This window comes from Pseudomonas sp. RHF3.3-3, assembly GCF_048069595.1.
Taxonomy (GTDB): Bacteria; Pseudomonadota; Gammaproteobacteria; order Pseudomonadales; family Pseudomonadaceae; genus Aquipseudomonas; species Aquipseudomonas fuscovaginae_B.
In genome coordinates this window covers 5,636,019-5,660,746 of the sequence record NZ_CP182250.1, presented here as the reverse complement: position 1 = coordinate 5,660,746, position 24,728 = coordinate 5,636,019, and the positions used below count along the sequence as shown (strand labels likewise).

General features: G+C 62.7%; 26 protein-coding genes and 1 riboswitch. Of the genes, 17 read left to right on the top strand and 9 right to left on the bottom strand.

Features of this window, described 5'->3' with window-relative positions; all coding sequences use genetic code 11:
• The first annotated feature begins 97 nt into the window (after positions 1-97).
• On the top strand, positions 98-931 hold the full coding sequence (gene mazG / locus ACMGT0_RS24755; protein ID WP_054063104.1) for a nucleoside triphosphate pyrophosphohydrolase: 834 nt from the start codon (positions 98-100) through the stop codon (positions 929-931).
• A gap of 27 nt (positions 932-958) precedes the next feature.
• On the top strand, positions 959-1,504 hold the full coding sequence (locus ACMGT0_RS24750; RefSeq protein ID WP_054059800.1) for a DUF2058 domain-containing protein: 546 nt from the start codon (positions 959-961) through the stop codon (positions 1,502-1,504).
• Between the two features lie 87 nt (positions 1,505-1,591).
• Here ACMGT0_RS24750 and ACMGT0_RS24745 read toward each other — a convergent pair whose 3' ends face one another.
• Positions 1,592-1,780, bottom strand: a complete 189-nt coding sequence (locus tag ACMGT0_RS24745) for a hypothetical protein (RefSeq protein WP_017902154.1) — start codon at positions 1,778-1,780, stop codon at positions 1,592-1,594.
• A gap of 644 nt (positions 1,781-2,424) precedes the next feature.
• Here ACMGT0_RS24745 and ACMGT0_RS24740 point away from each other — a divergent pair.
• Together ACMGT0_RS24740 and ACMGT0_RS24735 are read left to right on the top strand one after the other, a co-directional pair.
• Positions 2,425-2,871 carry a hypothetical protein gene (locus ACMGT0_RS24740; RefSeq protein WP_054059799.1) on the top strand — a complete coding sequence of 149 codons (447 nt, stop codon included), beginning with the start codon at positions 2,425-2,427 and terminating at the stop codon, positions 2,869-2,871.
• 130 nt (positions 2,872-3,001) lie between these two features.
• Positions 3,002-3,769: a hypothetical protein gene (locus ACMGT0_RS24735; protein ID WP_416770206.1), complete on the top strand. Its 768-nt coding sequence runs from the start codon at positions 3,002-3,004 to the stop codon at positions 3,767-3,769.
• A 55-nt stretch (positions 3,770-3,824) separates the two neighbouring features.
• On the opposite strand, the gene ACMGT0_RS24730 is transcribed toward ACMGT0_RS24735, so the two are convergent.
• From ACMGT0_RS24730 to purM, 3 genes are read right to left on the bottom strand one after another with little or no spacing between them, the layout of a single operon-like run.
• Positions 3,825-4,538 (bottom strand): DUF3108 domain-containing protein, encoded by a 714-nt coding sequence (locus ACMGT0_RS24730; RefSeq protein WP_054059797.1) that lies wholly within the window; start codon positions 4,536-4,538, stop codon positions 3,825-3,827.
• A gap of 8 nt (positions 4,539-4,546) precedes the next feature.
• The gene (purN, locus tag ACMGT0_RS24725; RefSeq protein WP_054059796.1) at positions 4,547-5,209 is read right to left on the bottom strand and encodes a phosphoribosylglycinamide formyltransferase; all 663 of its coding nucleotides are present in this window, start codon (positions 5,207-5,209) and stop codon (positions 4,547-4,549) included.
• Positions 5,209-6,267 (bottom strand): phosphoribosylformylglycinamidine cyclo-ligase, encoded by a 1,059-nt coding sequence (gene purM / locus ACMGT0_RS24720; RefSeq protein ID WP_054059795.1) that lies wholly within the window; start codon positions 6,265-6,267, stop codon positions 5,209-5,211. Before purM ends, purN begins: the two co-directional genes overlap by 1 nt.
• Before the next feature lie 376 nt (positions 6,268-6,643).
• Here purM and ACMGT0_RS24715 point away from each other — a divergent pair, with 376 nt between their 5' ends.
• The 6 genes from ACMGT0_RS24715 (at position 6,644) to ACMGT0_RS24690 (ending at position 12,056) form a co-directional block, all read left to right on the top strand.
• On the top strand, positions 6,644-7,687 hold the full coding sequence (locus ACMGT0_RS24715) for a DUF2066 domain-containing protein (protein ID WP_273825941.1): 1,044 nt from the start codon (positions 6,644-6,646) through the stop codon (positions 7,685-7,687).
• A 36-nt stretch (positions 7,688-7,723) separates the two neighbouring features.
• Complete coding sequence (locus ACMGT0_RS24710; RefSeq protein WP_054060432.1) at positions 7,724-8,797, top strand: AI-2E family transporter; 1,074 nt, start codon at positions 7,724-7,726, stop codon at positions 8,795-8,797.
• A 227-nt stretch (positions 8,798-9,024) separates the two neighbouring features.
• The gene (gene hda, locus ACMGT0_RS24705) at positions 9,025-9,729 is read left to right on the top strand and encodes a DnaA regulatory inactivator Hda (protein WP_054060433.1); all 705 of its coding nucleotides are present in this window, start codon (positions 9,025-9,027) and stop codon (positions 9,727-9,729) included.
• A 231-nt stretch (positions 9,730-9,960) separates the two neighbouring features.
• Complete coding sequence (locus ACMGT0_RS24700) at positions 9,961-10,596, top strand: C40 family peptidase (RefSeq protein WP_054060434.1); 636 nt, start codon at positions 9,961-9,963, stop codon at positions 10,594-10,596.
• A gap of 233 nt (positions 10,597-10,829) precedes the next feature.
• On the top strand, positions 10,830-11,366 hold the full coding sequence (locus tag ACMGT0_RS24695) for a C40 family peptidase (protein WP_054060435.1): 537 nt from the start codon (positions 10,830-10,832) through the stop codon (positions 11,364-11,366).
• Positions 11,367-11,393: 27 nt separating this feature from the next.
• Positions 11,394-12,056 (top strand): class I SAM-dependent methyltransferase, encoded by a 663-nt coding sequence (locus tag ACMGT0_RS24690; RefSeq protein ID WP_416770202.1) that lies wholly within the window; start codon positions 11,394-11,396, stop codon positions 12,054-12,056.
• A 9-nt stretch (positions 12,057-12,065) separates the two neighbouring features.
• Here the strand turns inward: ACMGT0_RS24690 and ACMGT0_RS24685 are convergent, their stop codons facing one another.
• On the bottom strand, positions 12,066-13,382 hold the full coding sequence (locus ACMGT0_RS24685; RefSeq protein ID WP_416770200.1) for a PQQ-dependent sugar dehydrogenase: 1,317 nt from the start codon (positions 13,380-13,382) through the stop codon (positions 12,066-12,068).
• A 198-nt stretch (positions 13,383-13,580) separates the two neighbouring features.
• Here ACMGT0_RS24685 and ACMGT0_RS24680 point away from each other — a divergent pair, with 198 nt between their 5' ends.
• Positions 13,581-14,714, top strand: a complete 1,134-nt coding sequence (locus ACMGT0_RS24680) for an acyl-CoA dehydrogenase family protein (RefSeq protein ID WP_081006070.1) — start codon at positions 13,581-13,583, stop codon at positions 14,712-14,714.
• Here the strand turns inward: ACMGT0_RS24680 and ACMGT0_RS24675 are convergent.
• The 4 genes from ACMGT0_RS24675 to ACMGT0_RS24660 all read right to left on the bottom strand — a co-directional run bounded on the left by ACMGT0_RS24675 (position 14,683) and on the right by ACMGT0_RS24660 (position 18,287).
• Positions 14,683-15,552: a LysR family transcriptional regulator gene (locus ACMGT0_RS24675; protein ID WP_416770198.1), complete on the bottom strand. Its 870-nt coding sequence runs from the start codon at positions 15,550-15,552 to the stop codon at positions 14,683-14,685. The two genes, ACMGT0_RS24680 and ACMGT0_RS24675, sit on opposite strands and share 32 nt — an antisense overlap.
• A 116-nt stretch (positions 15,553-15,668) precedes the next feature.
• Complete coding sequence (locus ACMGT0_RS24670; RefSeq protein ID WP_416770196.1) at positions 15,669-16,565, bottom strand: DMT family transporter; 897 nt, start codon at positions 16,563-16,565, stop codon at positions 15,669-15,671.
• Complete coding sequence (locus ACMGT0_RS24665; protein WP_054060441.1) at positions 16,562-16,960, bottom strand: thioesterase family protein; 399 nt, start codon at positions 16,958-16,960, stop codon at positions 16,562-16,564. Before ACMGT0_RS24665 ends, ACMGT0_RS24670 begins: the two co-directional genes overlap by 4 nt.
• Positions 16,953-18,287 carry an aminotransferase class III-fold pyridoxal phosphate-dependent enzyme gene (locus ACMGT0_RS24660; protein WP_416770194.1) on the bottom strand — a complete coding sequence of 445 codons (1,335 nt, stop codon included), beginning with the start codon at positions 18,285-18,287 and terminating at the stop codon, positions 16,953-16,955. The genes ACMGT0_RS24665 and ACMGT0_RS24660 overlap by 8 nt, the downstream gene beginning before the upstream one ends.
• Positions 18,288-18,446: 159 nt before the next feature.
• Positions 18,447-18,666, top strand: a riboswitch (cobalamin riboswitch).
• Between the two features lie 81 nt (positions 18,667-18,747).
• Here ACMGT0_RS24660 and cobO point away from each other — a divergent pair.
• The 6 genes from cobO to ACMGT0_RS24630 are packed head-to-tail and all read left to right on the top strand — an operon-like array spanning position 18,748 to position 24,714.
• On the top strand, positions 18,748-19,359 hold the full coding sequence (gene cobO / locus ACMGT0_RS24655; protein ID WP_416770192.1) for a cob(I)yrinic acid a,c-diamide adenosyltransferase: 612 nt from the start codon (positions 18,748-18,750) through the stop codon (positions 19,357-19,359).
• Positions 19,356-20,726, top strand: a complete 1,371-nt coding sequence (locus ACMGT0_RS24650) for a cobyrinate a,c-diamide synthase (RefSeq protein ID WP_054063092.1) — start codon at positions 19,356-19,358, stop codon at positions 20,724-20,726. Before cobO ends, ACMGT0_RS24650 begins: the two co-directional genes overlap by 4 nt.
• Positions 20,723-21,373 (top strand): 5,6-dimethylbenzimidazole synthase, encoded by a 651-nt coding sequence (gene bluB, locus ACMGT0_RS24645; RefSeq protein WP_054060598.1) that lies wholly within the window; start codon positions 20,723-20,725, stop codon positions 21,371-21,373. Before ACMGT0_RS24650 ends, bluB begins: the two co-directional genes overlap by 4 nt.
• Positions 21,370-22,278, top strand: a complete 909-nt coding sequence (gene cbiB, locus ACMGT0_RS24640) for an adenosylcobinamide-phosphate synthase CbiB (protein ID WP_054060599.1) — start codon at positions 21,370-21,372, stop codon at positions 22,276-22,278. The genes bluB and cbiB overlap by 4 nt, the downstream gene beginning before the upstream one ends.
• Positions 22,271-23,263, top strand: a complete 993-nt coding sequence (gene cobD / locus ACMGT0_RS24635) for a threonine-phosphate decarboxylase CobD (RefSeq protein ID WP_054060600.1) — start codon at positions 22,271-22,273, stop codon at positions 23,261-23,263. Before cbiB ends, cobD begins: the two co-directional genes overlap by 8 nt.
• Positions 23,260-24,714, top strand: coding sequence for a cobyric acid synthase (locus ACMGT0_RS24630; RefSeq protein WP_054063090.1), 1,455 nt, complete (start codon positions 23,260-23,262; stop codon positions 24,712-24,714). Before cobD ends, ACMGT0_RS24630 begins: the two co-directional genes overlap by 4 nt.
• Positions 24,715-24,728: the final 14 nt, after the last annotated feature.

The following is a 24,728-nucleotide window of genomic DNA, read 5'->3' as shown; positions in this document are numbered from 1 at the left end:
TGCTTATTGACTACAGTCAACTCCGCTTTTTCGTCCAGGCTCCGCCTCGCCATACCCTCGCTCGCGACGCTCAATTCAATCGTACAGAGAACGACTGATGTACAGCCTCCAAGACCTGCTGCACCTGATGGCCCGGCTGCGCGACCCGCAATACGGTTGCCCCTGGGACATCCAGCAAAGCTATGCCACCATCGTTCCCCACACGCTTGAGGAAGCCTACGAGGTGGCCGACGCCATCGAGCGCGGGGATTTCGAGCATCTGCTGGGGGAACTGGGCGACCTGCTGTTCCAGGTGGTCTACTACAGCCAACTGGCCCGTGAAGAAGGGCGTTTCGAGTTCGACGGCGTGGTCGATGGCATCGTCCGCAAGTTGATCCGTCGCCACCCCCATGTATTCCCCACCGGCGACCTGTATGCCCCGGTGGACTTGCCGCGTCTGAGCGAAGAGCAGGTCAAGCGGCGCTGGGAAGAGATCAAGGCCGAGGAGCGCGCCGAGAACCACCGCGCTCCCGAGCAGTTGTCGCTGCTTGATGACGTGCCTGCCGCCTTGCCGGCACTGTCCCGGGCGGCAAAACTGCAGAAGCGTGCCGCCCAGGTCGGTTTCGACTGGCCGGCGGCGCTACCGGTGGTGGACAAGATCCGTGAAGAACTCGACGAAGTGCTTGAAGCGATGGCGGACAACGACTCGGCGGCCATGGCCGACGAGGTCGGCGACCTGCTGTTCAGCGTGGTCAACCTGGCCCGGCACCTCAAGGTCGACCCGGAAAACGCCCTGCGTGGTGCCAATGGCAAGTTCGACCGACGTTTCCGATTTGTCGAACAGGCATTGCGCGATACCCATCGTCCCATGGAAGATTGCACCCTCGAAGAATTGGACGCCTTGTGGGGCGAAGCCAAGCGTCAGGAAAAGAATGCACCCAGCTGCGGCTGAGTCGTTGACCCCAAGTGAGTAAGCATCATGAGCCTTTCCCTTCGCGACCAGCTGCTCAAGGCAGGCCTGGTCAATCAAAAGCAGGCCAAGCAGGTCAGCAAGGACAAACAGAAACACCAGCGGCTGGTCCACAAGGGCCAGGCCGAGGCTGACGATACCCAGGCGCGCCTGGCCCAGCAAGCGCAGGCCGAGAAGGTCAAGCGCGATCAGGAGCTGAACCGCCAGCAGCAGGAAAAGGCTGAAGCCAAGGCCCGTGCGGCCCAGGTCAAGCAGTTGATCGAAACCTCGCGCCTGCCCAAGCTGACCACCGAGGACTACTACAACTTCGTTGATGACAAGAAGGTCAAGCGCCTGTCGGTCAACAACCTGATGCGCAACAAGCTCAGCAACGGCTCGCTGGCGATCGTCCATCACGGTGGTGGTTACGAAGTGATCCCGCGCGAGGCGGCACTGAAGATCCAGGAGCGTGCTCCGGAGCGCATCGTCCAGCTCAACGCCCTGAGCGAGACCCAGGTGCCGGACGAGGATGATCCGTACGCCGCCTACCAGATCCCTGACGATCTGATGTGGTAACCCAAACAAACCCCGCTCCAAAGGCGGGGTTTGTTTTGGCCGGCGCCACCGGCTGCGTGGGCCGGCGATGCCATTGGAGCCAGGGCTTCAGGAGTTTTGTGCCTGACGCTTCAGTTCGAGGCTTTCCAGTTCGCTCTTGTATTGTTGAGCATCGGCCTCGTTGTGAAACATGCCTACCAGCAGGTCCTGTTGATGGACGTCCCAGATCCGGATACCGGCGGCCAGGCCTTCATGGGACATGTGTGCATCATCGCGTTCGGTCACTTTTACGGTCATCTGCAAGCTCCTGTTACTGTTGAGCTGCGGCAATGCGTCGCAGGACTTCGTTATATGATTCATTAGCTTCCTACGTAAATCGTTGGGAAATGAAATTCACTTTTGCAAAATCTGTATCAATCCGCTGAGGCCCGGATTTACTGGGTTTCACGGTTTCACTCGGTGCTTTGCTGACAAAAGTTTCATGTTTGCGCAGTGGAAAGTCGCGTGCCAGAGCGTTGCAATCGCTGGCGCCGGAGGGGCTGTTCCAGCCGGTGGCGATATGTTCCGGCAGTTATCAGAGCTTTCCTGCTTGGAACTTTTTGTGCTAAATACATTTGCCCCAGGAATAATGGGGCACCCTGAAGTTTCGCGGTATCTCCGGCCAGGCGGCCGGATCGAGGGAGAGAAAACGTTCGGCATGGAAGCCACAGTCAACGCCTGCATCTATCTGGCAGCCTCACGCTGCCGCCTGCATCGTCCACCCCTGGCGCTCGGCGAGACGGTCGCTTCTAACTGAAGCTTCTGTCCGGACCGTAAGCGGGGTTCTGTGTTTTCCATGATTTTCGACGTTCTGCTATCGACCTGGCTGTACCCGGGGCGGATGTCTCCGGGGAGTCGGAAAGACCGTGGATAGGGAATCCAACCAACACAGGAGTAGAAGCATGAAGCTGTTCAAGTCGGTGTTTTCGGTAGCGGCCCTGGCCACCCTGGCGGCCGGATCGGCGTTCGCCGGGCCGCCGGTGTCCGTGACCTTCAAGAACCTCGGTACCGCCGATGCCACCTACAAGATCATCACCAGCAACGAAGCCACCACCAGCGTCAATGCGGTGCCCAAGCCGGTGACCACGGTCAAGGCTGGCGGGGCTGACACCTACGTCGTCCAGAGCAACATCTCTCCGCTCGCCAACTATGCCAACCTGCGCTACACCATCGGCAACAAGACCTGCACCTTCCTGGCCACCTATGTCGCAATGGCCGGCCCGCTGGGGTCGACCACGCCGAAATGGAACAACACCGCGACTCCAAGCGGTGGTGCGGTGTGCACGGCGAAAGTGACTTCGACCAACATCTCCACCTATGCCTGGTCCGTTGAATTCACCATGAAGTAAGTCGGTGGCGGAGCCTGCGGGCTCCGCTTTCCTGCCGTCCATCGTGTCTGGTCAAGTTTCCTGAAACAACGCCGATACAATCTGACAGGCCAGGGTTTGAGGAGTGGCCATCAACAGGGAGGGTCCCATCTTGGTAGGTTCAATCAATTCCAGTTCGCTGTCCGGCGCCCAGCTCACCACGGTTTCGTCCGCCCAGGGCGACTCGGCCAAGGCTGCAACGGCGGTTCCCGCAACCACCGGGCAGAAGGACACCAGTCGTCTTTCCCCGCTTTCTCGACAACTGAGCGAGAGCGCCGCCCGTGCCGCCGCCAGGGATGCAAGCCTGAGTCGAAAGGAGTTGGGGGCCAAGGCCAGCGAACTGCTGGGCCAGATCAGCGGCGATGGCTACTTCGCCAACAAGGCGGCCAACGATGCCGAGGTACCGGCGACCGATGATCCCGAGTTGCTGGCGCGGGCACGCAATGCTACCGACTTCGTCAATGGCAATGGCCGCAACCCCTTTGCCGGCATGTCGCAGGACCAGCTCTCGCTGATCATCTACGACGACAGTGGCAACTTTACCGCCAACGAGCGACGCGCGGCCTGGAGCGAGTCCTCCGATCAGGAATATGCCTGGCGGCAGAAGGCCGTGGCCAGTGCGATGGCCGAATACAATGAGACCGGCAAGCTGACCAAGTTCTTCACCGCGGCACTGGAGCATTACAAGGAGCTGCCGGCGATCGAGCAGGCTCAGTATCCGAACAGTTATGAGGCCAAGCTGCAGGCCTGGATCGCCCTCGACTTCAACTACAAGACCCACACCGTCGAAGGTCAGGGCAGTCCGCAGGCAATATTGGACAAGGTGCTCGCGCTGGACAGCGAGACCTTCGACGAGAGCCGTTCAGGCCCCGCGGTCTGAAGGGCCAATAAAAAGCCCCGCATCCGGCGGGGCTTTTTATTGGCGTTGTGGCGACTCAGTTGCCCTTGACGGGCTTGCCGTCGACGGTACCGTCCTGGAGCATGATGTTGTACTCCTTGCCGTCGGTCTCGACCTGGCGCAGGGCGACCAGGATGTAGCCCCAGTCCTTGGCGAACCACATCTGGGTGATGCGCTTGCTCTGCGTTGGATCACGTACCCGCTCGACCTTGATCGCATCGATCGTGCCGGCCTTGGTCTGGACCTTTTCCGGGCCGATCACGCGGAAGTCGTAGGTGTCGGTATCGGTGCCTTCGGCAACCCGGTAGCTCATGCTCTTCTTGCCGGCGGCCACGTCACGCTGCAGGGCCAACTGGTAGGTGGACTTGTCCAGCATGCCGCTTTCCAGGGGCAGGTTGACCGAGTCCTTGCCTTCGAAACCGGTGACCTTGTTGCTCGCCCAGTCGAAGTCCAGGTTGATCTTCTTGGCCTTGCCCAGGCCGCCGCGCTCGAAGGTGTAGGTCTGTGGCAGCAGCTTGTCCTTCTCGAGGCGCAGGGTACTTTCCTCGGTCAGGCTGGCGATCATCATGGAAGCCTTGAAGTTCAGGGTCCAGGTGCCGTTGTCGTTTTTCTTCAGGCTGCGTTCGGCCGAACCGCTCATGGGCAGTTGTTTCCAGTCTGCGGTGTAGCTGGCGGAGAACGGCTGAAGATCCGCCGCCTGCACCACGGGCAGGGCGAGCAGGGTAAGAGCGAAGAGCAAAGCACGACGCATAAAATCTCCTAGGTTCGAATCGAATGACCGCTGGCCGCGAGTAGCTGGCCGTCCAGCAAGGCACCCTGTTCGCCAAGGCGCAAGCGCCCTTCGGCGAACCAGCGTACCGCCAGGGGGTAAATCCTGTGTTCCTGGGTATGCACCCGTTGCGCCAGACTCTGCGCCGAATCACCAGACTCTACCGTAACCACAGCCTGTACGACCAGAGGCCCGCCATCGAGTTCCTCGGTGACGAAGTGTACGCTGCAGCCATGCTCGGCATCGCCGGCGTCCAGGGCGCGCTGGTGCGTGTGCAGGCCCTTGTACTTGGGCAACAGCGAAGGGTGGATATTGAGCAGGCGCCCCTGATAGTGACGGACGAAATCGGCGCTGAGGATGCGCATGAAGCCGGCCAGGACCACCAGTTGCGGATTGAAGGCGTCGATCAGTTCGATCAGGGCGGCATCGAAGGCTTCGCGGCCTTCGAAGGCCTTGTGATCCAGGGCGCGGGTTTCGATACCCGCGTCCCTGGCGCGTTGCAGGCCGTAGGCGTCGGCACGGTTGGAGATCACCGCGGCGATATGGGCCGGGTTGCCTCCGGTCCGCACGTCGTCGATCAGGGCCTGCAAGTTGCTGCCGGAGCCCGACAGCAACACCACGACGCTGCAGGTCGGGCTTATCGGCTCGGACATCAGTGAGCCTTGAGGTTCTTCAGCTCGACCTGGGCGGCGCCTTCGGCGGCCACGGCGATCTGGCCGATGACCCAAGGCTGTTCGCCGGCTTCGCGCAGCACGTTCAGGGCGCTTTCAACGTGTTCCTGGGCCACGCAGATGACCATGCCGACGCCGCAGTTCAGCACGCGGTGCATCTCGGTTTCGTTGACGTTGCCTTTTTCCTGCAGCCAGTCGAACACCGCCGGACGCTGCCAGCTGGCCACGTCGATCACGGCCTGGGCGCCTGCCGGCAGGACGCGCGGGATGTTGTCCAGCAGGCCGCCCCCGGTGATGTGGGCCATGGCCTTGACTGCGCCGGTTTCCTTGATCAGCTTGAGCAGCGGCTTGACGTAGATGCGGGTTGGCGCCATCAGCAGGTCGGTCAGTGGCTTGCCGTCGAGCTGGGTGTTCTCGATGTCGGCGCCGGAGACTTCGATGATCTTGCGGATCAGCGAGTAGCCGTTGGAGTGCGGGCCGGAAGAAGGCAGGGCAATCAGGGCGTCGCCGGTGGCCACTTTCGAGCCATCGATGATTTCCGATTTTTCCACCACGCCGACGCAGAAGCCGGCCAGGTCGTAGTCCTCGCCTTCGTACATGCCCGGCATTTCAGCGGTTTCGCCGCCGACCAGGGAGCAGCCGGACAGCTCGCAGCCGGCGCCGATGCCGGTGACCACCTGGGCGGCGGTGTCGACGTTGAGCTTGCCGGTGGCGTAGTAGTCGAGGAAGAACAGCGGCTCGGCGCCGCAGACCACCAGGTCGTTCACGCACATGGCCACCAGGTCGATGCCGATGCTGTCGTGCTTGTTCAGGTTCAGCGCCAGGCGCAGCTTGGTGCCGACGCCGTCGGTGCCGGAGACCAGAACCGGCTGCTTGTAACCGGCCGGGATCTCGCAGAGGGCGCCGAAACCGCCCAGGCCGCCCATGACTTCCGGACGCGCAGTACGCTTGGCCACGCCTTTGATGCGTTCGACCAATGCTTCACCGGCGTCGATGTCTACACCGGCGTCCTTGTAGCTCAGGGAGGGTTGCTTGCTCATGATCCAGGCCTATAGGGGGGATTCTTGGGGTATCGACCGGGAACGACGGGACCACCGCAAGGCCGACTGCAAGTCGGCTTTTCAGTTGTCCGGCCATTGCCGGTCTGCGAAGGCGCGCGATTTTATCAGGCTTGAGCAGCAGCGGCCATCCTCGGGCCGACGGGCAGGGCGATATCGGCGAAAAAATCCGTGGCTGTCGGCGCTGGCTGCATCGGGCGCTGCTGTATAAGGTATAGCCTCATCAACCGCTGTCTTTGATGACAGCGGAAAAACTTTCGTGATGGTATGAATGATGGCACTGCGCTGTGGTCACACGCCTGTCCCTTTGTATTCATGCGGTCGTTCCAAGCCGTTTTCTGCCTGTCGGGAATTGTCCATGCGTCTGTTCAAGTTACTGAGTGCCGGTTGCCTGTCGTTGTTGAGCCTGGCGATCCATGCCGAAACCTTCAATGGGCTGTACCAGGTGCGCGAGCCGGTCAGCAGCCAGTCCCCCGATGAGCGCAACCAGGCCACCCAGCGGGCGCTGGAAACCCTGGTGCTGCGCCTCACCGGTGACCCCAAGGCGCTGCAGAGCGCGGGGTTGGCCGAGGTGCGCAAGGACCCGCAGCAGATCATCAGCCAGTATGGCTACGACGCCGGGCCACCGGAGAGCCTGCAGGTGGATTTCGACCCGGTGAGCACCGACCGCGCCTTGCGCGGCGCCGGGTTGTCGTTGTGGGGCAGCAATCGCCCCGCGATTCTCGGCTGGTGGCTGAACGATTCCACCGAGGGTTCGAGCCTGGTAGGTGATGGCCAGTCGGCGGCGGAGCCATTGCGTCGCGCGGCGCAGCATCGCGGCCTGCCACTGCGCCTGCCGCTGGCTGACCTGGAAGAGCAGATCGTCGCCACCGCGAAGAATCTCGAGGGGTCGGATGCCACGCCGTTGCAGGCGGCGTCCGAGCGATATGGCGCCGATGCCCTGCTGGCGGTGCATGCCCGCCAGAACGGCGCGCAGTGGGAGGCCAAGTGGCGCCTGTGGCTGGGCGGCCAGAAGGAGCAGGGTACGGTGCAGGGCGCGGACACCGCGGCGCTGGCCGATGCCGTGCTGCTGGCGGTGAGCGAGCGCCTGGCGCCACGTTTCGCCGTCAAGCCGGGAGTGGCCACGGAGCAGTTGCTGGAGGTGCAGGGCATGACCCTGGAGCATTATGGCGCGCTGGAGCGCCTGCTCGAGCCGTTCGGTGGTCGGCCGGTGAGCGTGGACGGCGACCGCATCGTCTATCAGGTCAGTGGCAGCGCGGAGCAGTTGCGCGCGCAACTGGGGTTGGCGAAGTTGCAGGAAGTGCCTGCGGGCGAGGCGCCTGCGCCGGCCCCGGCGGCGAGCGATCCGGCGGCGGCCAATGCGGCTCCGGTTGCAACGCCGCAACTGCGCTTTCGTTGGTAATTCATTTTTCTTCTATATATAGGGCTGGAATCGTCCATGACTGACATTCGCCGATGGATCTGGCTGGGCGCGGCATTTGGGCTGTGTTTGCTGGTGTATCTGCTGCACCCGATCCTGTCGCCGTTCCTGGTGGGTATCCTGCTGGCCTACCTGTTCGACCCGGTGGTCGACCGGCTGGAGAAGTTCGGCCTGTCGCGGACCTGGGGCGTGGTCACGGTGTTTGCCCTGTTCACCCTGATCCTGATGACCTTGCTGCTGGTGCTGGTGCCGATGCTGGCCAAGCAGTTGGTGCGGCTCTATGAGCTGGCGCCGCAGGTGCTCGACTGGCTGCAGCACACCGCGATGCCCTGGGCGCAGCAAAAGTTCGGCCTGGCGGACGGCTTCTGGAAGTTCGACAAGGTCAAGGCCGCCATCAGCGAGCACATGGGGCAGACCACCGATATCGTCGGTGTGGTGCTGTCCCAGGCCACCGCGTCGGGCCTGGCACTGATGGGCTGGCTGGCCAACCTGGTGTTGATCCCGGTGGTGAGCTTCTACCTGCTGCGGGACTGGGACCTGATGATGGCGAAGATCCGCAGCCTGCTGCCGCGCCAGCAGGAAGGTCGCATCGTCGCCCTGGCCGGTGAATGCCACGACGTGCTCGGCGCCTTCGTGCGCGGGCAGTTGCTGGTGATGCTGGCGCTCGGCGGCATCTATGCCGGTGGCCTGATGCTGGTCGGCCTGGAGCTGGGGTTGTTGATCGGCCTGTTGGCGGGGCTGGCGGCCATCGTGCCCTATATGGGCTTCGTCATCGGGATTGGCGCGGCGATCACCGCCGGGTTGTTTCAGTTCGGCGGCGAGTTGTACCCGATGATCGGCATCGTCGCGGTGTTCATGGTCGGCCAGGCCCTTGAGGGTATGGTGCTGACGCCGCTGCTGGTGGGGGATCGCATCGGCCTGCATCCGGTGGCGGTGATCTTTGCGATTCTCGCCGGCGGCGAACTGTTCGGTTTCACCGGGGTGCTGCTGGCGTTGCCGGTGGCGGCGGTGATCATGGTGCTGGTGCGGCATGTCCATGATCTGTACAAGGAATCGGACATGTATGGCGGTCAGGAGGATCCTGATCTCTGATGCCGCCTTCTGTAGGAATGGTCGGCCGGCGGGCGGCGTTTTGAGTGTGCTGTCCGCAAGTCGGTTCCTGCAGGGGCTGTGCAAGTTTTGACGATGCTTTCCTTTGGTTAACGCAAACCTTTGATTTTGCTTGTGGTCTGTTGCATTGTGCGCCCGGCGTCACGGGTATAAACTTTGCAGACTTTACACAGAGGCCACTAACGGTTCCCGGGAACTGTTCAGTCAGCATGAAACCGATTCAGCTGCCCCTAGGTGTGCGTCTACGGGATGACGCTACCTTCATCAACTACTACCCAGGCGCCAATGCCGCTGCACTCGGCTATGTCGAGCGGCTATGCGAAGCCGATGCCGGGTGGACGGAAAGCCTGATCTATCTGTGGGGCAAGCACGGCGTGGGGCGTACCCACCTGTTACAGGCCGCGTGCCTGCGTTTCGAGCAGTTGGGTGAGCCGGCGGTGTACCTGCCGCTGGCCGAGTTGATGGACCGTGGGGTCGAGCTGCTGGATAACCTCGAACAGTACGAGCTGGTCTGCCTGGATGACCTGCAGGTGATCGCCGGCCGGGCCGACTGGGAAGAGGCGCTGTTTCACCTGTTCAACCGTTTGCGTGACAGTGGTCGGCGCCTGCTGATCGCCGCCTCGACCTCGCCCCGTGAGCTGCCGGTGAAGCTGGCCGACCTCAAGTCGCGGCTGACCCTGGCGCTGATTTTCCAGATGCGCCCGCTTTCCGACGAAGACAAACTGCGTGCTTTGCAACTGCGTGCTTCAAGACGTGGGCTGCACCTGACCGATGAAGTAGGACATTTCATCCTGACTCGTGGTACTCGCAGCATGAGTGCGTTGTTCGAGTTGCTCGAGCGTCTCGATCAGGCTTCCCTGCAGGCCCAGCGCAAGCTGACCATCCCGTTCCTGAAGGAAACCCTGGGCTGGTAACGCACCGGCAAAGTCCCCGATTATCGGGGGTTTAAGGGCTTTTCGTCAAATTACAGACACGAAAAAAACCGCGCTGAAGTCAATTTTCAGGCGCTTGAAAGACGTTCGGGTATTAAGCCCTTAGATGTTTTCAAGATACAACCGAGTCACATTTTGCCTGATAAAATTTGCAAATGAGGGTGATAGAAGGCATAGTCACACCTTCTAACAAACTCAGCCACGGTCGTGCCCATGCTAAATCGCTTCGCACCCCTCGTGCCTCTCGCACTCGTTACCTTGCTTTTTGGTTGCGCGGCGCATACGCCAGTTTCGCAACAGCAGGTAGATAATTCGGCCAGGGCCGCTTCGGTTTCTGGCGTCAAATCCTCCACAGTGCTGGATGATGAACTGGCTACTGAAAAGGAACTCGCCGAGTTCTCCGACAGCAAGCCTTACCAGTTGCCTGTACTGGCCGACAGCATTCTCGAGCGCGGCATGTCGCTGATCGGTACCCGCTATCGTTTCGGCGGTACCAGCGAGACTTCCGGCTTTGATTGCAGCGGCTTCATCGGTTATCTGTTCCGTGAGGAAGCAGGCCTGGACCTGCCGCGCTCCACGCGCGAGATGATCAACGTGAAGGCGCCGCTGGTGGCCCGCAACAAGCTCAAGCCGGGTGACCTGCTGTTCTTTGCCACCAACGGTCGCCGCGGTCGTGTCAGCCACGCCGGCATTTACCTGGGCGATGACCAGTTCATCCACTCCAGCAGCCGTCGCAGTGGTGGCGTGCGGGTGGACAGCCTGGGCGACAGCTACTGGAGCAAGACCTTCATTGAAGCCAAGCGCGCCCTGGCGATGGCTCCAACCACGGTCACAGCCAGCAACAAGTAAAGCGTCGGACGTTTCAGTGCCGCCAGCCACGGCTGGCGTGCAAGCTGCTAAGCTTCACTGGCAGCTGCGCTGTACAAAAAACGTCCGAAGTTAAAGTGATACTTGAAGTTTGGCGCGTAACCGCTAGAATCCTGACTTATTGTTGAGTACCTGACCGCGCAAGCTATGCCTGCGCGGTTTTGATTTCTCTACGCCACGGCAGAGCAAGCCACATTCAGTCAGGATTTCTGCATATGTCGATCTCGGCCCGCATCGCCCTCGTTGCCCTCACCGCATTGCTCGGTGCCTGTGCCAGTCATCCGCCACCCCCTCCGGCCCCGGTGGCCCGTCCCGTGGTGTTCGCCTCGCCCCAGCCTACCTCGCCGGAAGCCGAAGACGTGCTGTTCCGGGCGCTGGGTCTGGTCGGGACGCCCTATCGCTGGGGCGGCAATACCCCGGACTCCGGTTTTGATTGCAGCGGGCTGATCAGCTATGTCTACCGCGATATGGCAGGTATCAACCTGCCGCGTTCGACCCGCGAAATGATCGTGATGCGTGCGCCGAACGTGCCACAGGATGCCTTGCAGACCGGCGACCTGATCTTTTTCGCCACCAACGGCGGCTCCCAGGTCAGCCATGCGGGGATCTACGTGGGTGAGGGGCGTTTCGTCCACGCCCCGGCCACCGGCGGAACGGTCAAGCTGGACAGCCTGTCCAAGGCCTATTGGCAGCGTGCCTACCTCAATGCCAAGCGGGTCCTGCCGGCCGAGCATCTGGCGCGGATTCCGTAACCATCCACCGGCTGGCGTGAGGTTGTCATGACCGCCCGCACCCTGCAGCTCGACGATGCGCTCTACCGCTACCTGCTAGAGGTCTCCCTGCGCGAGACGCCGCTGCTGCGCCGTCTGCGCGAGGAAACCCAGGCGCTGCCCATGGCGCGCTGGCAGGTGGCGCCCGAGCAGGGCCAGTTCCTCGCCTTGCTGGTCAGCCTGACCGGCGCCCGACGCCTGCTCGAAGTCGGTACCTTCACCGGCTACAGCGCCTTGTGCATGGCCTCGGCGTTGCCGCAAGACGGTTCGCTGCTGTGTTGCGACATTCCCGGCGACTACAACGCCACGGCACGGCGTTACTGGAGCGAGGCAGGCCTGGCCTCGCGCATCGAACTGCGTCTGGCGCCGGCCCTCGACACCCTGGCCGAACTGGAGCGCCAGGGGCAGGGCGAATCCTTCGACCTGATCTTCATCGACGCCGACAAGGCCAATTATCCGCATTACCTGGAGAGCGCCCTGCGTCTGCTGCGGGTCGGTGGTCTGGCGATTTTCGACAACACCCTGTGGAGCGGACGGGTCCTGGAGGCGCAGGCCCAGAGCGAGGACACCCGGGCCATCCAGGCCCTTAACCGGGCCTTGAAGGATGACGCGCGGGTCGACCTGTCACTGCTGCCCCTGGGCGATGGCCTGACGCTCTGTCGCAAGCGTTAGCGCGGGCTGTTACTGCCTGGCCGGTGAAACACGCCAGACCTTGTTGCCGACGTCGTCTGCCACCAGCAGGTCGCCCTGGCGATCGATCGCCACGCCCACGGGCCGGCCCATGGCGTTTTCCTCCTTGTCGAGAAAACCGCTCAGCACGTCCACCGGCTGACCATTCGGCTTGCCGTCGGCGAAGGGGATGAAGATCACCTTGTAGCCGCTGTGGGGTTTGCGGTTCCACGAACCATGCTGGCCGATGAACGCACCCTGGGTGAAAGGCGCTGGCAGCCTGCTGCCCTGGGCAAATGTCAGCCCGAGGGCGGCGGTGTGGGGGCCGACGGCATAGTCGGGGGCGATGGCCTTGGCAACCATGGCCGGATCCGAAGGCGACACCCGGACATCCACGTGCTGCCCGTAATAGCTGTAGGGCCAGCCGTAGAAGGCGCCATCCTTCACCGAAGTGATGTAGTCCGGCACCAGGTCGCTGCCAATCGCGTCCCGTTCGTTGACCGCCGTCCACAGCGCGCCACTCTGGGGTTCCCAGGCCAGGCCATTGGGGTTGCGCAGGCCGGAGGCGAAGATCCGGTGGTTGCCGTTCGCCGGGTCGACCTCCCAGATCGCCGCACGGCCCTGTTCCTTGTCCAGGCCGTTTTCGCCGACGTTGCTGTTGGAACCGACCGTGACGTAGAGCTTGCTGCCATCCCGGCTGGCGATGACGTTCTTGGTCCAGTGGTGATTGAGTGTGCCGCCGGGCAGGTCGACGACCTTCTGAGGCTTGGCCTTGAGCGTGATGTCACCTTCCTCGTAGTGGAAGCGCAACAGGGCGTCGGTGTCGGCCACGTACAGGTCCTTGCCCACCAGCGTCATGCCGAACGGCGAGTTGAGGCCTTCGATGAAGGTCGTGCGCGTTTCCGCGACCCCATCGTGATTGGCGTCGCGCAACAGCGTGATGCGATTGGCGCTGGGCACGCCGGCTCCGGCGCGGTCCATGACCTTGCCGGCCACCCAGCCGCGGATGCCCTGGTTGTCATCGGGCCTGTCGGGGGCATTGGTCTCGGCGACCAGTACATCGCCGTTGGGCAGTACATACAGCCAGCGTGGATGGTCGAGGTTTTCGGCAAATGCATTGACCTGGGTGCCCGCCGCCGTCAGGGGCCGCGCGCCTTCGGGCCAGCCGATGGCCGGGGCGATGTTGACGGTGGGAATCAGGGTCTTGTTCGGTTCCGGAAGCTTGGGCGAAGGGCCGGTGCCGTCGGCTACCGACAGGCTGGAGCTTTCGCCACAAGCAGCCAATCCGCTGGCGAGCAGAATGATCAGCGCGTGTTTCTGCTGGAACATGTTGAATCTCCATTGATGCTTGTGTTTGCCCAGCAATAGAGAGGTCGGATCGATACAGGTTCAATCCTTCCTCCTGCAGCCTGCGCTGGATGGTTCGGGGCATTGACCGCCGTTATCGGGGGTATTGCTGGAACTCGTTGGGCAGGGCTGGGCATTGCGTCCATAAAAAGCACTCCAGTGCAGGCAAGGGAGTATTCCATGAAAACGACAGTCATTGACCCAACGCTATTCCGGGTGGTGGGTTGCAGGGTTGCAGAAGCAAGTTTGTGCCATGACGCTGAAGCGACGCTGGATCGGCGCAGTTGGCGGATGATGGCCGAACTGGGAATGTGGAAAGTACCGGTCGGGGTCGGACAGGGTGGGTTGGGGGGGAGCTGGATCGAATGTGCCGAGTGCCTGGACCAGGTTGCCAGGGAGTGTGAGGACCTGGGGTTCCTCATCACTGTGCTCGGGCACATGGGGTCGTTGCGCCTGCTGTGCCGCTACGGTAGCCCGCAGCAGGTGCAGCGTTGGGTCCCCAGGCTACTGAAAGGCGAGATATCGGTGACAGCGATGACTGAGTCCTCGGGTGGCTCGGACCTGTCGAAAATGCAGTTGTCGGCTGTCGAGCAGAGCGGCGGTTATCGTCTGACAGGACAGAAGAAACACATTACCAACGCACCTGTTGCCACCATGGGCATGCTGGCGGGGCGTGTGCCAGCGCTGGGTAACAGGCGCGACATCACCCTGTTCTTCATGGATCTGGATATACCCGGCATCACGCAGGGGGAGGAGGAGCGCAATCTTGGGATTCGTACCAGTCCGACCGCCGACCTGAATTTTGATGATGTGCTCCTGCAGCCTGACAACATTGTCGGTGTGCCCGGTGGTGGTTTGAGCGTGCTCTACGACATCATTGCCTTCGAGCGGGCGTTGTACGGGATCATCGCCGCCGGACTGATCGACAGTATGATCCGCCTGGCAATGAGCCGAAGCCAGCAGCGCCAGGCATTCGGCCAGATGATTGGTTCATTCCAGTACATTCAGGGGCGCCTTACGGATATGAAAATGTCGTCCATCATCTGTCGCGGGTTGGCCTACGAGGCGTTGGGGCTGTTGGAGCGTAATCATGCCGAGGCTTCCATAGCCTGTTCCACGGCGAAGTACCAGGCGGCCGAGAGTCTGATGAGAACTGCCGAAAGCCTGATGCAGATCCATGGTCACCAAGGCTACTGCGATCCCAGGATCGGCAAGTACCTGCGTGATGCTGCAGGTTTGAAGATCGCAGGTGGCACCAACGACATACAGAGGGTCAATATCTTCAATCAGATGTTGAAACTGTCGCTGCGCTGATGGTGTTGAGGACCTCCATCATCTGGATGGCCAGACTATTGACTGCCGGGCTGGCCTGGGAGGAGATCTTGGCGGACAGGTGCAATTGGGGAAGGGGTGGCAGTTCGTCGGTGTCGATGATGTGCAGGCCGACGGGAACTCCACGTGTCGGCAGTACGCCGATGGCTTTGTCGGCGGCAATCGCTGCTTCAAGGGGGATGAGGTCGCTGGCGCTACAAAGAATACTGAAACTTCTACCGTGATCTTCCAGGGCCTTCTGTGCTATCTGGCGAATGGTACTGCCCGGCGCCGGTAGTGCCAGGGCAATGGGTGTGTCCTGGTGCAGTCGGGAGCCGTGGGCTGATACCCAGCTCAAGGAAATATTGCTGAGAGTTGGTCCATCAGTTGGGGCGGCTTGCAACAGGAAGGCAATATCCAGGAGGTGGCAGTCGACCATTTTCGAAAGGTTTGCGCTGCGGTCGCTCAGGAATGAACAGTGGACATCGAAGGGGCCAGTGCTGTCGAGTATTTTCCCGATGACCTGCGGGTCGTGCAGTTCGGGCAGGCCGATCCTGATGCATGACGGCATGTGCTCGTTGACCACCGAACTGATCAGTTCGTCATTGAGCCGCAGTATCTTCAAGGCATACTCATGGACTTTCAGCCCGGCGGGTGTCAGGCGTACTTCCTTTCCTCGCTCCAGCAGTTGCCTGTCAGTAAGCTGTTCCAGTTTCTTTATCTGCAGGCTGATGGCCGATTGCGTGCGGAAAAGCTTTTCGGCTGCCCGGGTGAACCCTCTGGTGTCGTTGACATAAACAAGAGCCCTGAGTAGATCCATATCGATGTTGATGAGTTTCATCGCGACAGGCTTTCAGTTGATAAGAGACTATCCTTCTCCTCCCTTTTTCGGCTGTCAGCGGAAGTTTGCTGGCATTCGTGTAGGGAGACTCCTGTTTAGGTTTGTGTAAATACTTGCTACTGCGTTTGTCCAGGCAACAGCGAACTGGCAGTAATAGCCAGCAGTATGATTGTCATGCCTGATAGCTGGATTGCTGTCAGCACTTCGCCGAGCAACGACCAGGACAGGATTGTCGCAATGACCGGCTGCAGGAGCAGCACTAATGAGCTGAATGAGGCCGAGAGCTTTTTCAGGGCAAGGGTCACCAGCAGTTGCCCGACCACCTGGCCACATAACACCAATGCCAGGAGCAGTAACCAGGTGGAACTGTCATGGGGGATTGGGGCGCCAGACAGAATAAACGTCGGAAACAGCAATAGGCTGCAACTTGCCGTGATGAGCAGCATGAGCAGGGCAGGTGTGCAGTCATACTCCCTGAGCTTCTTGATACTCACGATATAGCCCGCATAAAAGAACGCAGCGAGTAGGGCGATACCCTCTCCTGCGTAGTTGCGGGTAACCGGCTTACCCATGATACACAGCACGTACATGCCGCCGATCGCCAGCAACAGGAAAAGAATTTCGATCTTCCTGGGCTTGTCGATGATCCCGAGCAGTCCCATCAGTACCACGAAGAAAGGTGCGCAATTGGTCAGGAGAGTGGCGACCGCGACATCGGTGCGTCTGATCGCCAGATGCATCACCGCCAGGTCGGCGGTAAAGAACAATGTTGCCAGCAATGCCAGTCCGTAGAAGTTCCAGTTCCTGGGTAGGCGCAGTAGTTGCACGGGTTGGAGTGCACAGATCAGCAGCATGAACGGGATCGCCAACAGGACCCTGTAGAAGGCCGAGACTTCGGCATCGAAAGGCAGGGCCTTGACAATGACCGGCGCAACTCCTAACAGTGCGGAGCCGGTTACCAGTAACAGAATCCGGGAGTGACTGCGCTCGGCCCGCATGACTGGTCGATTCATGGTTGCAAGCCGGGATGCTTATTGGCGACCCGTGCCTTGAAGGCCTTGCGATCGACAACCGCTCGCGTGTGGAGGCCCGATAAAATGCGTTCCGAGCCATCGCTCGCCTCGACTGCGAACTCGATGCTTTTATCGGTTGCCTGGATGACAGTGGCACGCACGCTAAGGGTAAAGCCTGCCGGTGTCGGGGCCAGGTGCTGGCTGTCATGGGCGATGCCGACGGTCATGAGGGTATCGGGTAGCAAACCCTCGATGGCCATCATTGCCGCCAGCTCTGACAGCCAAAGCAGTATCGGTGTAGCGAGGGCGGGGATGTCATTGTTCCAGTGTGTGGCCAGGTCGATCGGTTGGACGGTATGTCTCAGCAGTCCGATTCGACCGATGAGGTCAGGCATGGTCAGCTTCCTTGTGCAGGTGGCCGGGAGCGCTCTGGAGGATTTGCTCAAGGAGTAAAAGCATTTCCTCAAGCATGGGCATAGGGGTGTTGAGGGGCGGGGCAAAAATCACTGCGTCACCATGCCGATGTGCAGCAAAACCGCTGGCGGGATAGAGATTCAGGCCTTTGGCCCAGGCGAGCCGTACCAGGCTTTCGGCGGCTTGGGCACCCGGTACGAAGGGTGTTTTGCGAGGTTTGTCCTGGACTATTTCCACTCCCCATAACATGCCTGCCCCGCGAATCTGGCCAATGATGGGTGAGCTGTCCGTGCACCGCTGCAGATATGATTCGATGATTGGCCCGCGGCTGGCGGATAGAGGTACCAGGCCCTCGGTTTCGAGCACGTCCAGGACGGCATGGCCAACTGCGGCCCCTATGGGATGATTGGAATGGGTGTGGCCGTAGGAAAACACCCCGCTACCCAGTTCGATTGCCTCTTTGATCGCCTCTGTCACCAGGATGCCGGACAACGGGAAATATCCCGCATTGAGACCCTTGCCCAGCACACTGATGTCGGCCTTGACTTGACCGTGGTCCATGGCCAGCCAGGTGCCGGTGCGACCGAGGCCAGTCAGTACCTCATCGGCGATCAGCAGTACATCGTTGCGTTTACAGATGTCGCTGATCGTTTCCAGGTAGCCTGCCGGTGGGAGGATGGCCGCTCCTGAAGCTCCGGTGATGGGCTCTATGAGCAGGGCCGCCACTGCGTCGGCCCCGATCTGGCCCAGCTCGATTTCCAGTGCCTGGGCACAGGCGAGTTGGCAGGTCTTGCGGCTCTTGCCGTAAGGGCAGCGGTAGCAGTAGGGGGTGGGAATTGTTGGCCGTTGGTCGGGACTGCAGACATTGCGACGCCTGGGCCAATGACCGGATAGGGACAGGCTGGCCTGGGTCGAGCCGTGATAGCTGATGGTCCTGCTCAAGATATGTCTCTTTTTTGACCGGCCGACCTCGTCCCAGTATTGAATTGCAGTGCGGCAGGCTGCCTCCACGGCTTCTGAACCGCTATTGACGAAAAATGCTCCGGCCTGCCCGAGCTTACTGCAGAGTCTTTGTGCCAATCGCTCGGCCGGGAGGTTCAGCGATTGTGTGCGATAGGCGGCGCTGAGCCTGTGGGCTTGCGTTCGCATCCGATCGATGATGTATGGGTGGCCGTGACCCAGGGAGCAGGCTATGGCTCCGGAGCAGCCATCGAGTATCGTCCTGTTGTCATCGGTCATGATCGTGCTGCCCTGGGCCGAGAAGGCCATCGGGTAGTACTGACGCAGGTTTGGCTTGATCAGGTGCACGCCGTTGCCTCACTGAGGTGTTATGTGGAGAAACGTTATTCCCACCTTTACCCTCAGGAGAAATGAGTTTTCCTCGTGAGGCTCATTTCTCCTGTTCATGCCACCGTTCGCCGGGGCTGGCGGTCGACTTCAATTGACGCTCCACCCCCAACCCTCTAACCTTCCCGGCTTGTTTCAGGTGCTCTGTGGCCCGGTGTCAACAGAGTGAAACAGGGAAGCCGGTGAGCCCTTCGAGAGGCGCGATCCCGGCGCTGCCCCCGCAACGGTAAATGAGTCAAGACTGCGCTTTTCGCCACTGTGCCGACGGCATGGGAAGGCGCGCGGTCCCGCGTTCGCGCGCTCATGAGCCCGGAGACCGGCCTGATCCATTCCACAGCATCACGGCGGGCGATGCTGGACGGCTTTGGCCGTGCCTGCGTCTGCCCGCCGTTTGCGTTATCCAGCCCAACGGAGAGCTGTCATGAACGAGTCCCCCGAGCGCGACGAACGCCACCTGGCGCGCATGCAGCGCAAGAAGGCGGTGATCGACGAGCGTATCGCCAATGCCCCCAACGAGTGTGGCCTGCTGCTGGTGCTGACCGGCAACGGCAAGGGCAAGAGCAGCTCGGCCTTCGGCATGCTCGCCCGGGCCATGGGCCACGGCATGCAGTGCGGCGTGGTGCAGTTCATCAAGGGCCGCAACAGCACCGGCGAGGAGCTGTTTTTCCGCCGCTTCCCCGAGCAGGTGCGCTTCCATGTGATGGGTGAGGGCTTTACCTGGGAAACCCAGGACCGCCAGCGTGACATCGCCGCGGCCGAGGCGGCCTGGGCGGTGTCGCGGGAAATGCTCGCCAACCCGGAGATCGGCCTGGTGGTGCTCGATGAGCTGAATATCGCCCTCAAGCATGGCTATCTGGATCTGGACCAGGTGCTGAGCGACCTGCAGGGCCGTCCACCGATGCAGCACGTGGTGGTGACCGGGCGCGGCGCCAAGCCGGAACTGATCGACCTGGCCGACACCGTCACCGAGATGGGCCTGCTCAAGCACGCGTTCCAGGCCGGGATCAAGGCGCAGAAAGGCATCGAACTATGACTCAGGCGCGTCATTGCCCGGCGGTGCTGATTGCCGCGCCGGCCTCCGGCCAGGGCAAGACCACGGTGACAGCGGCCCTGGCGCGTCTGCATCGCAACCAGGGGCGCAAGGTCCGGGTGTTCAAGTGTGGCCCGGACTTCCTCGACCCGATGATTCACGAGCGTGCCAGTGGCGCACCGGTGTACCAGCTCGACCTGTGGATGGTCGGTGCCGAGGAAAGCCGCCGGCTGCTCTGGGAGGCGGCGGGCGAGGCCGACCTGATCCTGATCGAGGGGGTCATGGGGCTGTTCGACGGCACGCCATCGAGCGCCGACCTGGCGCGGCACTTCGGTGTGCCGGTGCTGGCGGTGATCGACGGTACGGCCATGGCCCAGACCTTCGGCGCGCTGGCCCTGGGGTTGGCGCGCTACCAGCCGGACCTGCCGTTCGCCGGGGTGCTGGCCAACCGGGTCGGTACCCCGCGTCATGCGCAATTGCTCGAAGGCAGCCTGACCGAAGGCCTGCGTTGGTACGGTGCGCTCTCCCGCGAGACCGGGATCGAGCTGCCGAGCCGGCACCTCGGGCTGGTCCAGGCCAGCGAGCTGAACGACCTGGATCGTCGCCTGGATGTCGCCGCCGAGGCCCTGGGCGCCAGTTGCGAAGTCGCCTTGCCGCCGGCGGTCGAGTTCGCCGCACCGCCAGCAGCGGCCGTCGAGCCGCTATTGGCCGGTGTTCGAATCGCGGTGGCCCACGACGAAGCGTTTGCCTTCATCTATGGCGCCAACCTGGATCTGTTGCGCGCGCTGGGGGCCGAGCTGTGCTTCTTCTCGCCCATACATGATGCCGAACTGCCGCCGGCCGACAGTCTGTACCTGCCGGGCGGCTACCCGGAATTGCACCACCGGATGCTGGCGCAGAACCATTCGATGCTGGCGGCGATCCGTGGGCACCACGCGGCGGGCAAGCCGCTGCTCGCCGAGTGCGGTGGCATGCTTTACCTGCTCGAGGCGCTGACCGATGTCGACGGCCAGCGGGCCGAACTGCTCGGCTTGCTGGCGGGAGAGGCGGTGATGCAGAAACGCCTGGCCGCTCTGGCCCTGCAGGCCGTGGAACTGCCGGAAGGCTTGCTGCGCGGGCATACGTACCACCACTCGTTGACCACCACCGAGCTGGCGCCGATTGCCCGTGGGCAGAGCCCCAATGGTGGGCGCGGCGCAGAGGCGGTCTATCGTGAGGGGCGCACGACCGCCTCCTATGTGCATTTCTATTTTCCATCCAATCCCCGCGCGGTTGCCGCGCTGTTGGCGCCGCAGCCGCAGGATTGCATTTCTGAGCATGCCAGGGCCGGCGCAGTCGATGTGGGCGCAGGCACTGCGCAGAGGCCATGACAGACAAGGTTTTTTCCATAGAGGAACGCGAGGCCATCTACCGGGCCATCGCCGAGCGGCGCGACATGCGTCACTTCAGTGGCGGCACGGTGGCGCCGCAACTGCTGGCGCGGCTGTTGGAGGCGGCGCATCAGGCGCCGAGTGTCGGCCTGATGCAGCCCTGGCGGTTCATCCGCATCAGCGATCGCGCGTTGCGCGGGCGGATCCGGCAGTTGGTGGAAGACGAACGGGTGCGTACCGCCGAGGCCCTGGGCGAGCGCTCCGACGAGTTCATGAAGTTGAAGGTCGAGGGCATCAACGACTGCGCCGAGGTGTTGGTGGCCGCGCTGATGGATGGGCGTGAGCGACACATTTTCGGTCGCCGGACGTTGCCGGAGATGGACATGGCGTCGTTGTCCTGCGCGATCCAGAACCTCTGGCTGGCCTCGCGGGCCGAGGGGCTGGGCATGGGCTGGGTGTCGTTGTTCGAACCGCAGGCGCTGGCCGACCTGCTGGGCTTGCCTGAGGGCGCCAAACCGCTGGCGGTGCTGTGCCTGGGGCCGGTCGAGGCGTTCTACCCGGCGCCGATGCTGGCACTGGAAGGCTGGGCGCAACCGCGTCCGTTGAATGAGCTGTTGTATGAAAACTACTGGGGAGTGAGTCAATGAGTGTGGCGTTGTTGAGTGTCGCCGGGGTTGCGCTGGATGCGCTGCTGGGCGAACCCAGGCGCTGGCATCCGCTGGTGGCGTTCGGTCGTCTGGCCGATCGCATCGAACAACGCTTCAACTCCGGCGGCCGTGGCTGGCGCAGCCATGGCGTGACGGCCTGGGTGCTGGCGGTGGTGCCGCTGACGCTGCTGGCCACGGCCCTGTCGTGGGCGCCCTGTATCGGCTGGCTCATCGAGATCCTGTTTCTCTACTGTGCCCTCGGCATGCGCAGCCTGGGCGAGCATGTGGCGCCGGTGGCCCAGGCGCTGCGCAGTGGCGACCTGGAACTGGCGCGCCAGCGCGTGGGTTACCTGGTCAGCCGGCAGACCTCGGAACTGGACGAGGCCGCGGTGGCCCGCGCCGCGACCGAGTCGGTGCTGGAGAACGGCAGCGATGCGATCTTCGCCGCGCTGTTCTGGTTTGCCGTCGCCGGCGTGCCCGGGGTGGTGCTGTACCGACTGAGCAATACCCTTGACGCCATGTGGGGCTATCGTAACGAGCGCTTCGAGCGTTTCGGCTGGGCGGCGGCACGGATCGACGACCTGCTCAACTATATTCCTGCCCGGCTGGTGGCCTTGACCTACGCTCTGCTGGGCAAGACCCGCCTGGCGCTGAAGTGCTGGCGCACCCAGGGACCGACCTGGGACAGTCCGAACGCCGGGCCGGTGATGGCGGCCGGTGCCGGTGCCCTGGGGGTCGAACTGGGTGGCGCGGCGATCTACCACGGCGAGTTGCACCAGCGTCCGCAATTGGGGGAGGGCCCGGCTGCCGATGCCGACGCGATCGATCGCGGCTGGCAATTGGTGCAGCGCGGGGTATGGCTATGGTTGCTGGTTCTCTGTCTGGGAGCTGAGTTTTATGCTTGAGCACGGCGGGCGGTTGCGCAAGGCGGTGGAACAATACGGGATTGCCGAGGCGGATTGGCTCGACCTGTCCAGCGGCCTGGCGCCCTGGTCCTGGCCGATTCCGGCGATTCCCGAGCGCGCCTGGGCGCGTCTGCCGGAAACCGACGATGGCCTGGAACTGGCCGCCTGCGCCTACTACGGTGCGCCGCTGGCCCTGCCGGTACCCGGCTCCCAGGCCGCGATCCAGGCGTTGCCGCAATTGCGCCGCAGCGGCAAGGTCGGCGTGCTTTCACCGTGTTATGCCGAGCATGCCGAGGCCTGGCGTCGCAACGGTTACATCGTGCGCGAAGTACTGGAGCACGAGATCGACTTCTTTCTCGACAGCCTCGATGTGCTGGTGGTGGTCAACCCGAATAACCCGACCGGCCTGAAGCTGTCGGCCGAGCAGTTGCTGGACTGGCATGGCCGCCTGGCCCAGCGCGGCGGCTGGCTGGTGGTCGACGAGGCCTTCATGGACAACACCCCGCAGCATAGCCTGGCGGCGCATACCCATAAGGTCGGGCTGATCGTGCTGCGCTCGTTCGGCAAGTTCTTTGGCCTTGCCGGCGTGCGGCTGGGCTTCGTCCTCGCCGAGCGCAAGCTGCTCAAGCTGCTGGCCGAGCAGATCGGTCCCTGGGCCGTGGCGGGGCCGACGCGGGTATTGGGACAGGTGTGCCTGGCCGATAGCGATGGCCACACCCGGCAGCGGCAGCGGACCGAACAGGCCAGCCAGCGCCTGGTGGCCTTGCTGACAGACCATGGCTTCGCCCCCCAGGGCGGTTGTGCGCTGTTCCAGTGGCTGATCACCAGTCGCGCCGAACACCTACACGAATTCATGGCGCGACGCGCAATCCTGCTGCGTCTGTTTGTCCAGAACAGCAGCCTGCGTTTTGGCCTGCCACCCGACGAGGCCGGCTGGTCGCGTCTGGAGCAGGCGCTCAAGGCCTACAACGAGGAACACCCATGAGCACTCTGATGGTCCAGGGCACCACCTCGGATGCCGGCAAGAGCACGCTGGTGACAGCCCTGTGCCGCTGGCTGACCCGCCAGGGCGTCCGTGTGGCGCCGTTCAAGCCACAGAACATGGCGCTCAACAGTGCCGTGACCGCCGACGGCGGCGAGATCGGCCGGGCCCAGGCGGTCCAGGCCCAGGCCGCCGGTCTGCCGCCGCACACCGACATGAACCCGGTGCTGCTCAAGCCCAACAGTGACACCGGGGCCCAGGTGATCGTCCATGGTCGCGCCGTGACCACCATGAACGCGGTCGCCTATCACGACTACAAGGCCATCGCCATGCAGGCGGTGCTGGCGTCCCACCAGCGCCTGAGCCATGACTACCCGGTGGTGATGGTCGAGGGGGCCGGCTCCCCGGCGGAGATCAACCTGCGGGCCGGCGATATCGCCAACATGGGCTTTGCCGAAGCGGTGGACTGCCCGGTGCTGCTGATCGCCGACATCAACCGCGGCGGGGTGTTCGCCCACCTGGTCGGCACCCTGGAGCTGCTGTCGCCGAGCGAGCAGGCGCGGGTCAAGGGCTTCGTCATCAACCGTTTTCGCGGCGACATCGCCCTGCTGCAGCCTGGGCTGGACTGGCTGGAAGCGCGCACCGGCAAGCCGGTGATCGGCGTGTTGCCCTATGTCATGGACCTGCACCTGGAGGCGGAGGATGGCCTGGATCGGCGCCAGATCGACAAGCTCGACCAGGTGCTGAAAGTGGTGGTACCGGTGCTGCCGCGCATCAGCAACCACACCGATTTCGATCCATTGCGCCTGCATCCCCAGGTCGACCTGCGGTTCGTCGGTCCCGGCGAGACGATCCCGGCGGCGGATCTGATCATCCTGCCCGGCTCGAAAAGCGTGCGCAGCGACCTGGCCTATCTGCGCCAGAACGGCTGGGACATCGCGATCAACCGGCACCTGCGCTATGGCGGCAAGCTGCTCGGCATCTGCGGCGGCCTGCAGATGCTCGGCGAACAGGTGCACGATCCGTTGGGATTGGAGGGAGCGCCGGGCTCCAGTGCCGGTCTTGGCCTGTTGGCGTTCAGCACCGAACTCGAGCGGGAGAAGCAGTTGCGTAATGTGCGCGGGCACCTGACGCTGGAGAACGCCGAAATCAGTGGCTACGAGATTCATGCCGGGGTGACCACCGGGGCGGCGCTGGAGCGGCCGGCGGTACTGCTCGATGATGGGCGCTGCGACGGTGCCTGCAGCGCCGACGGACAGATTCTCGGTACCTACCTGCACGGCCTGTTCGAGTCGCCCCGCTCCTGCGCCGCGCTGTTGCGCTGGGCAGGGCTGGAAGCGGTGCAGGAGGTGGACTATCACGCCCTGCGCGAGCGGGATATCGAACGCCTGGCCGATCTGGTCGAGCGACACCTGGACACGGCTCGCCTGCGCGAGCTGTGCGGACTTGATTAAGCGGGTCGATCGAA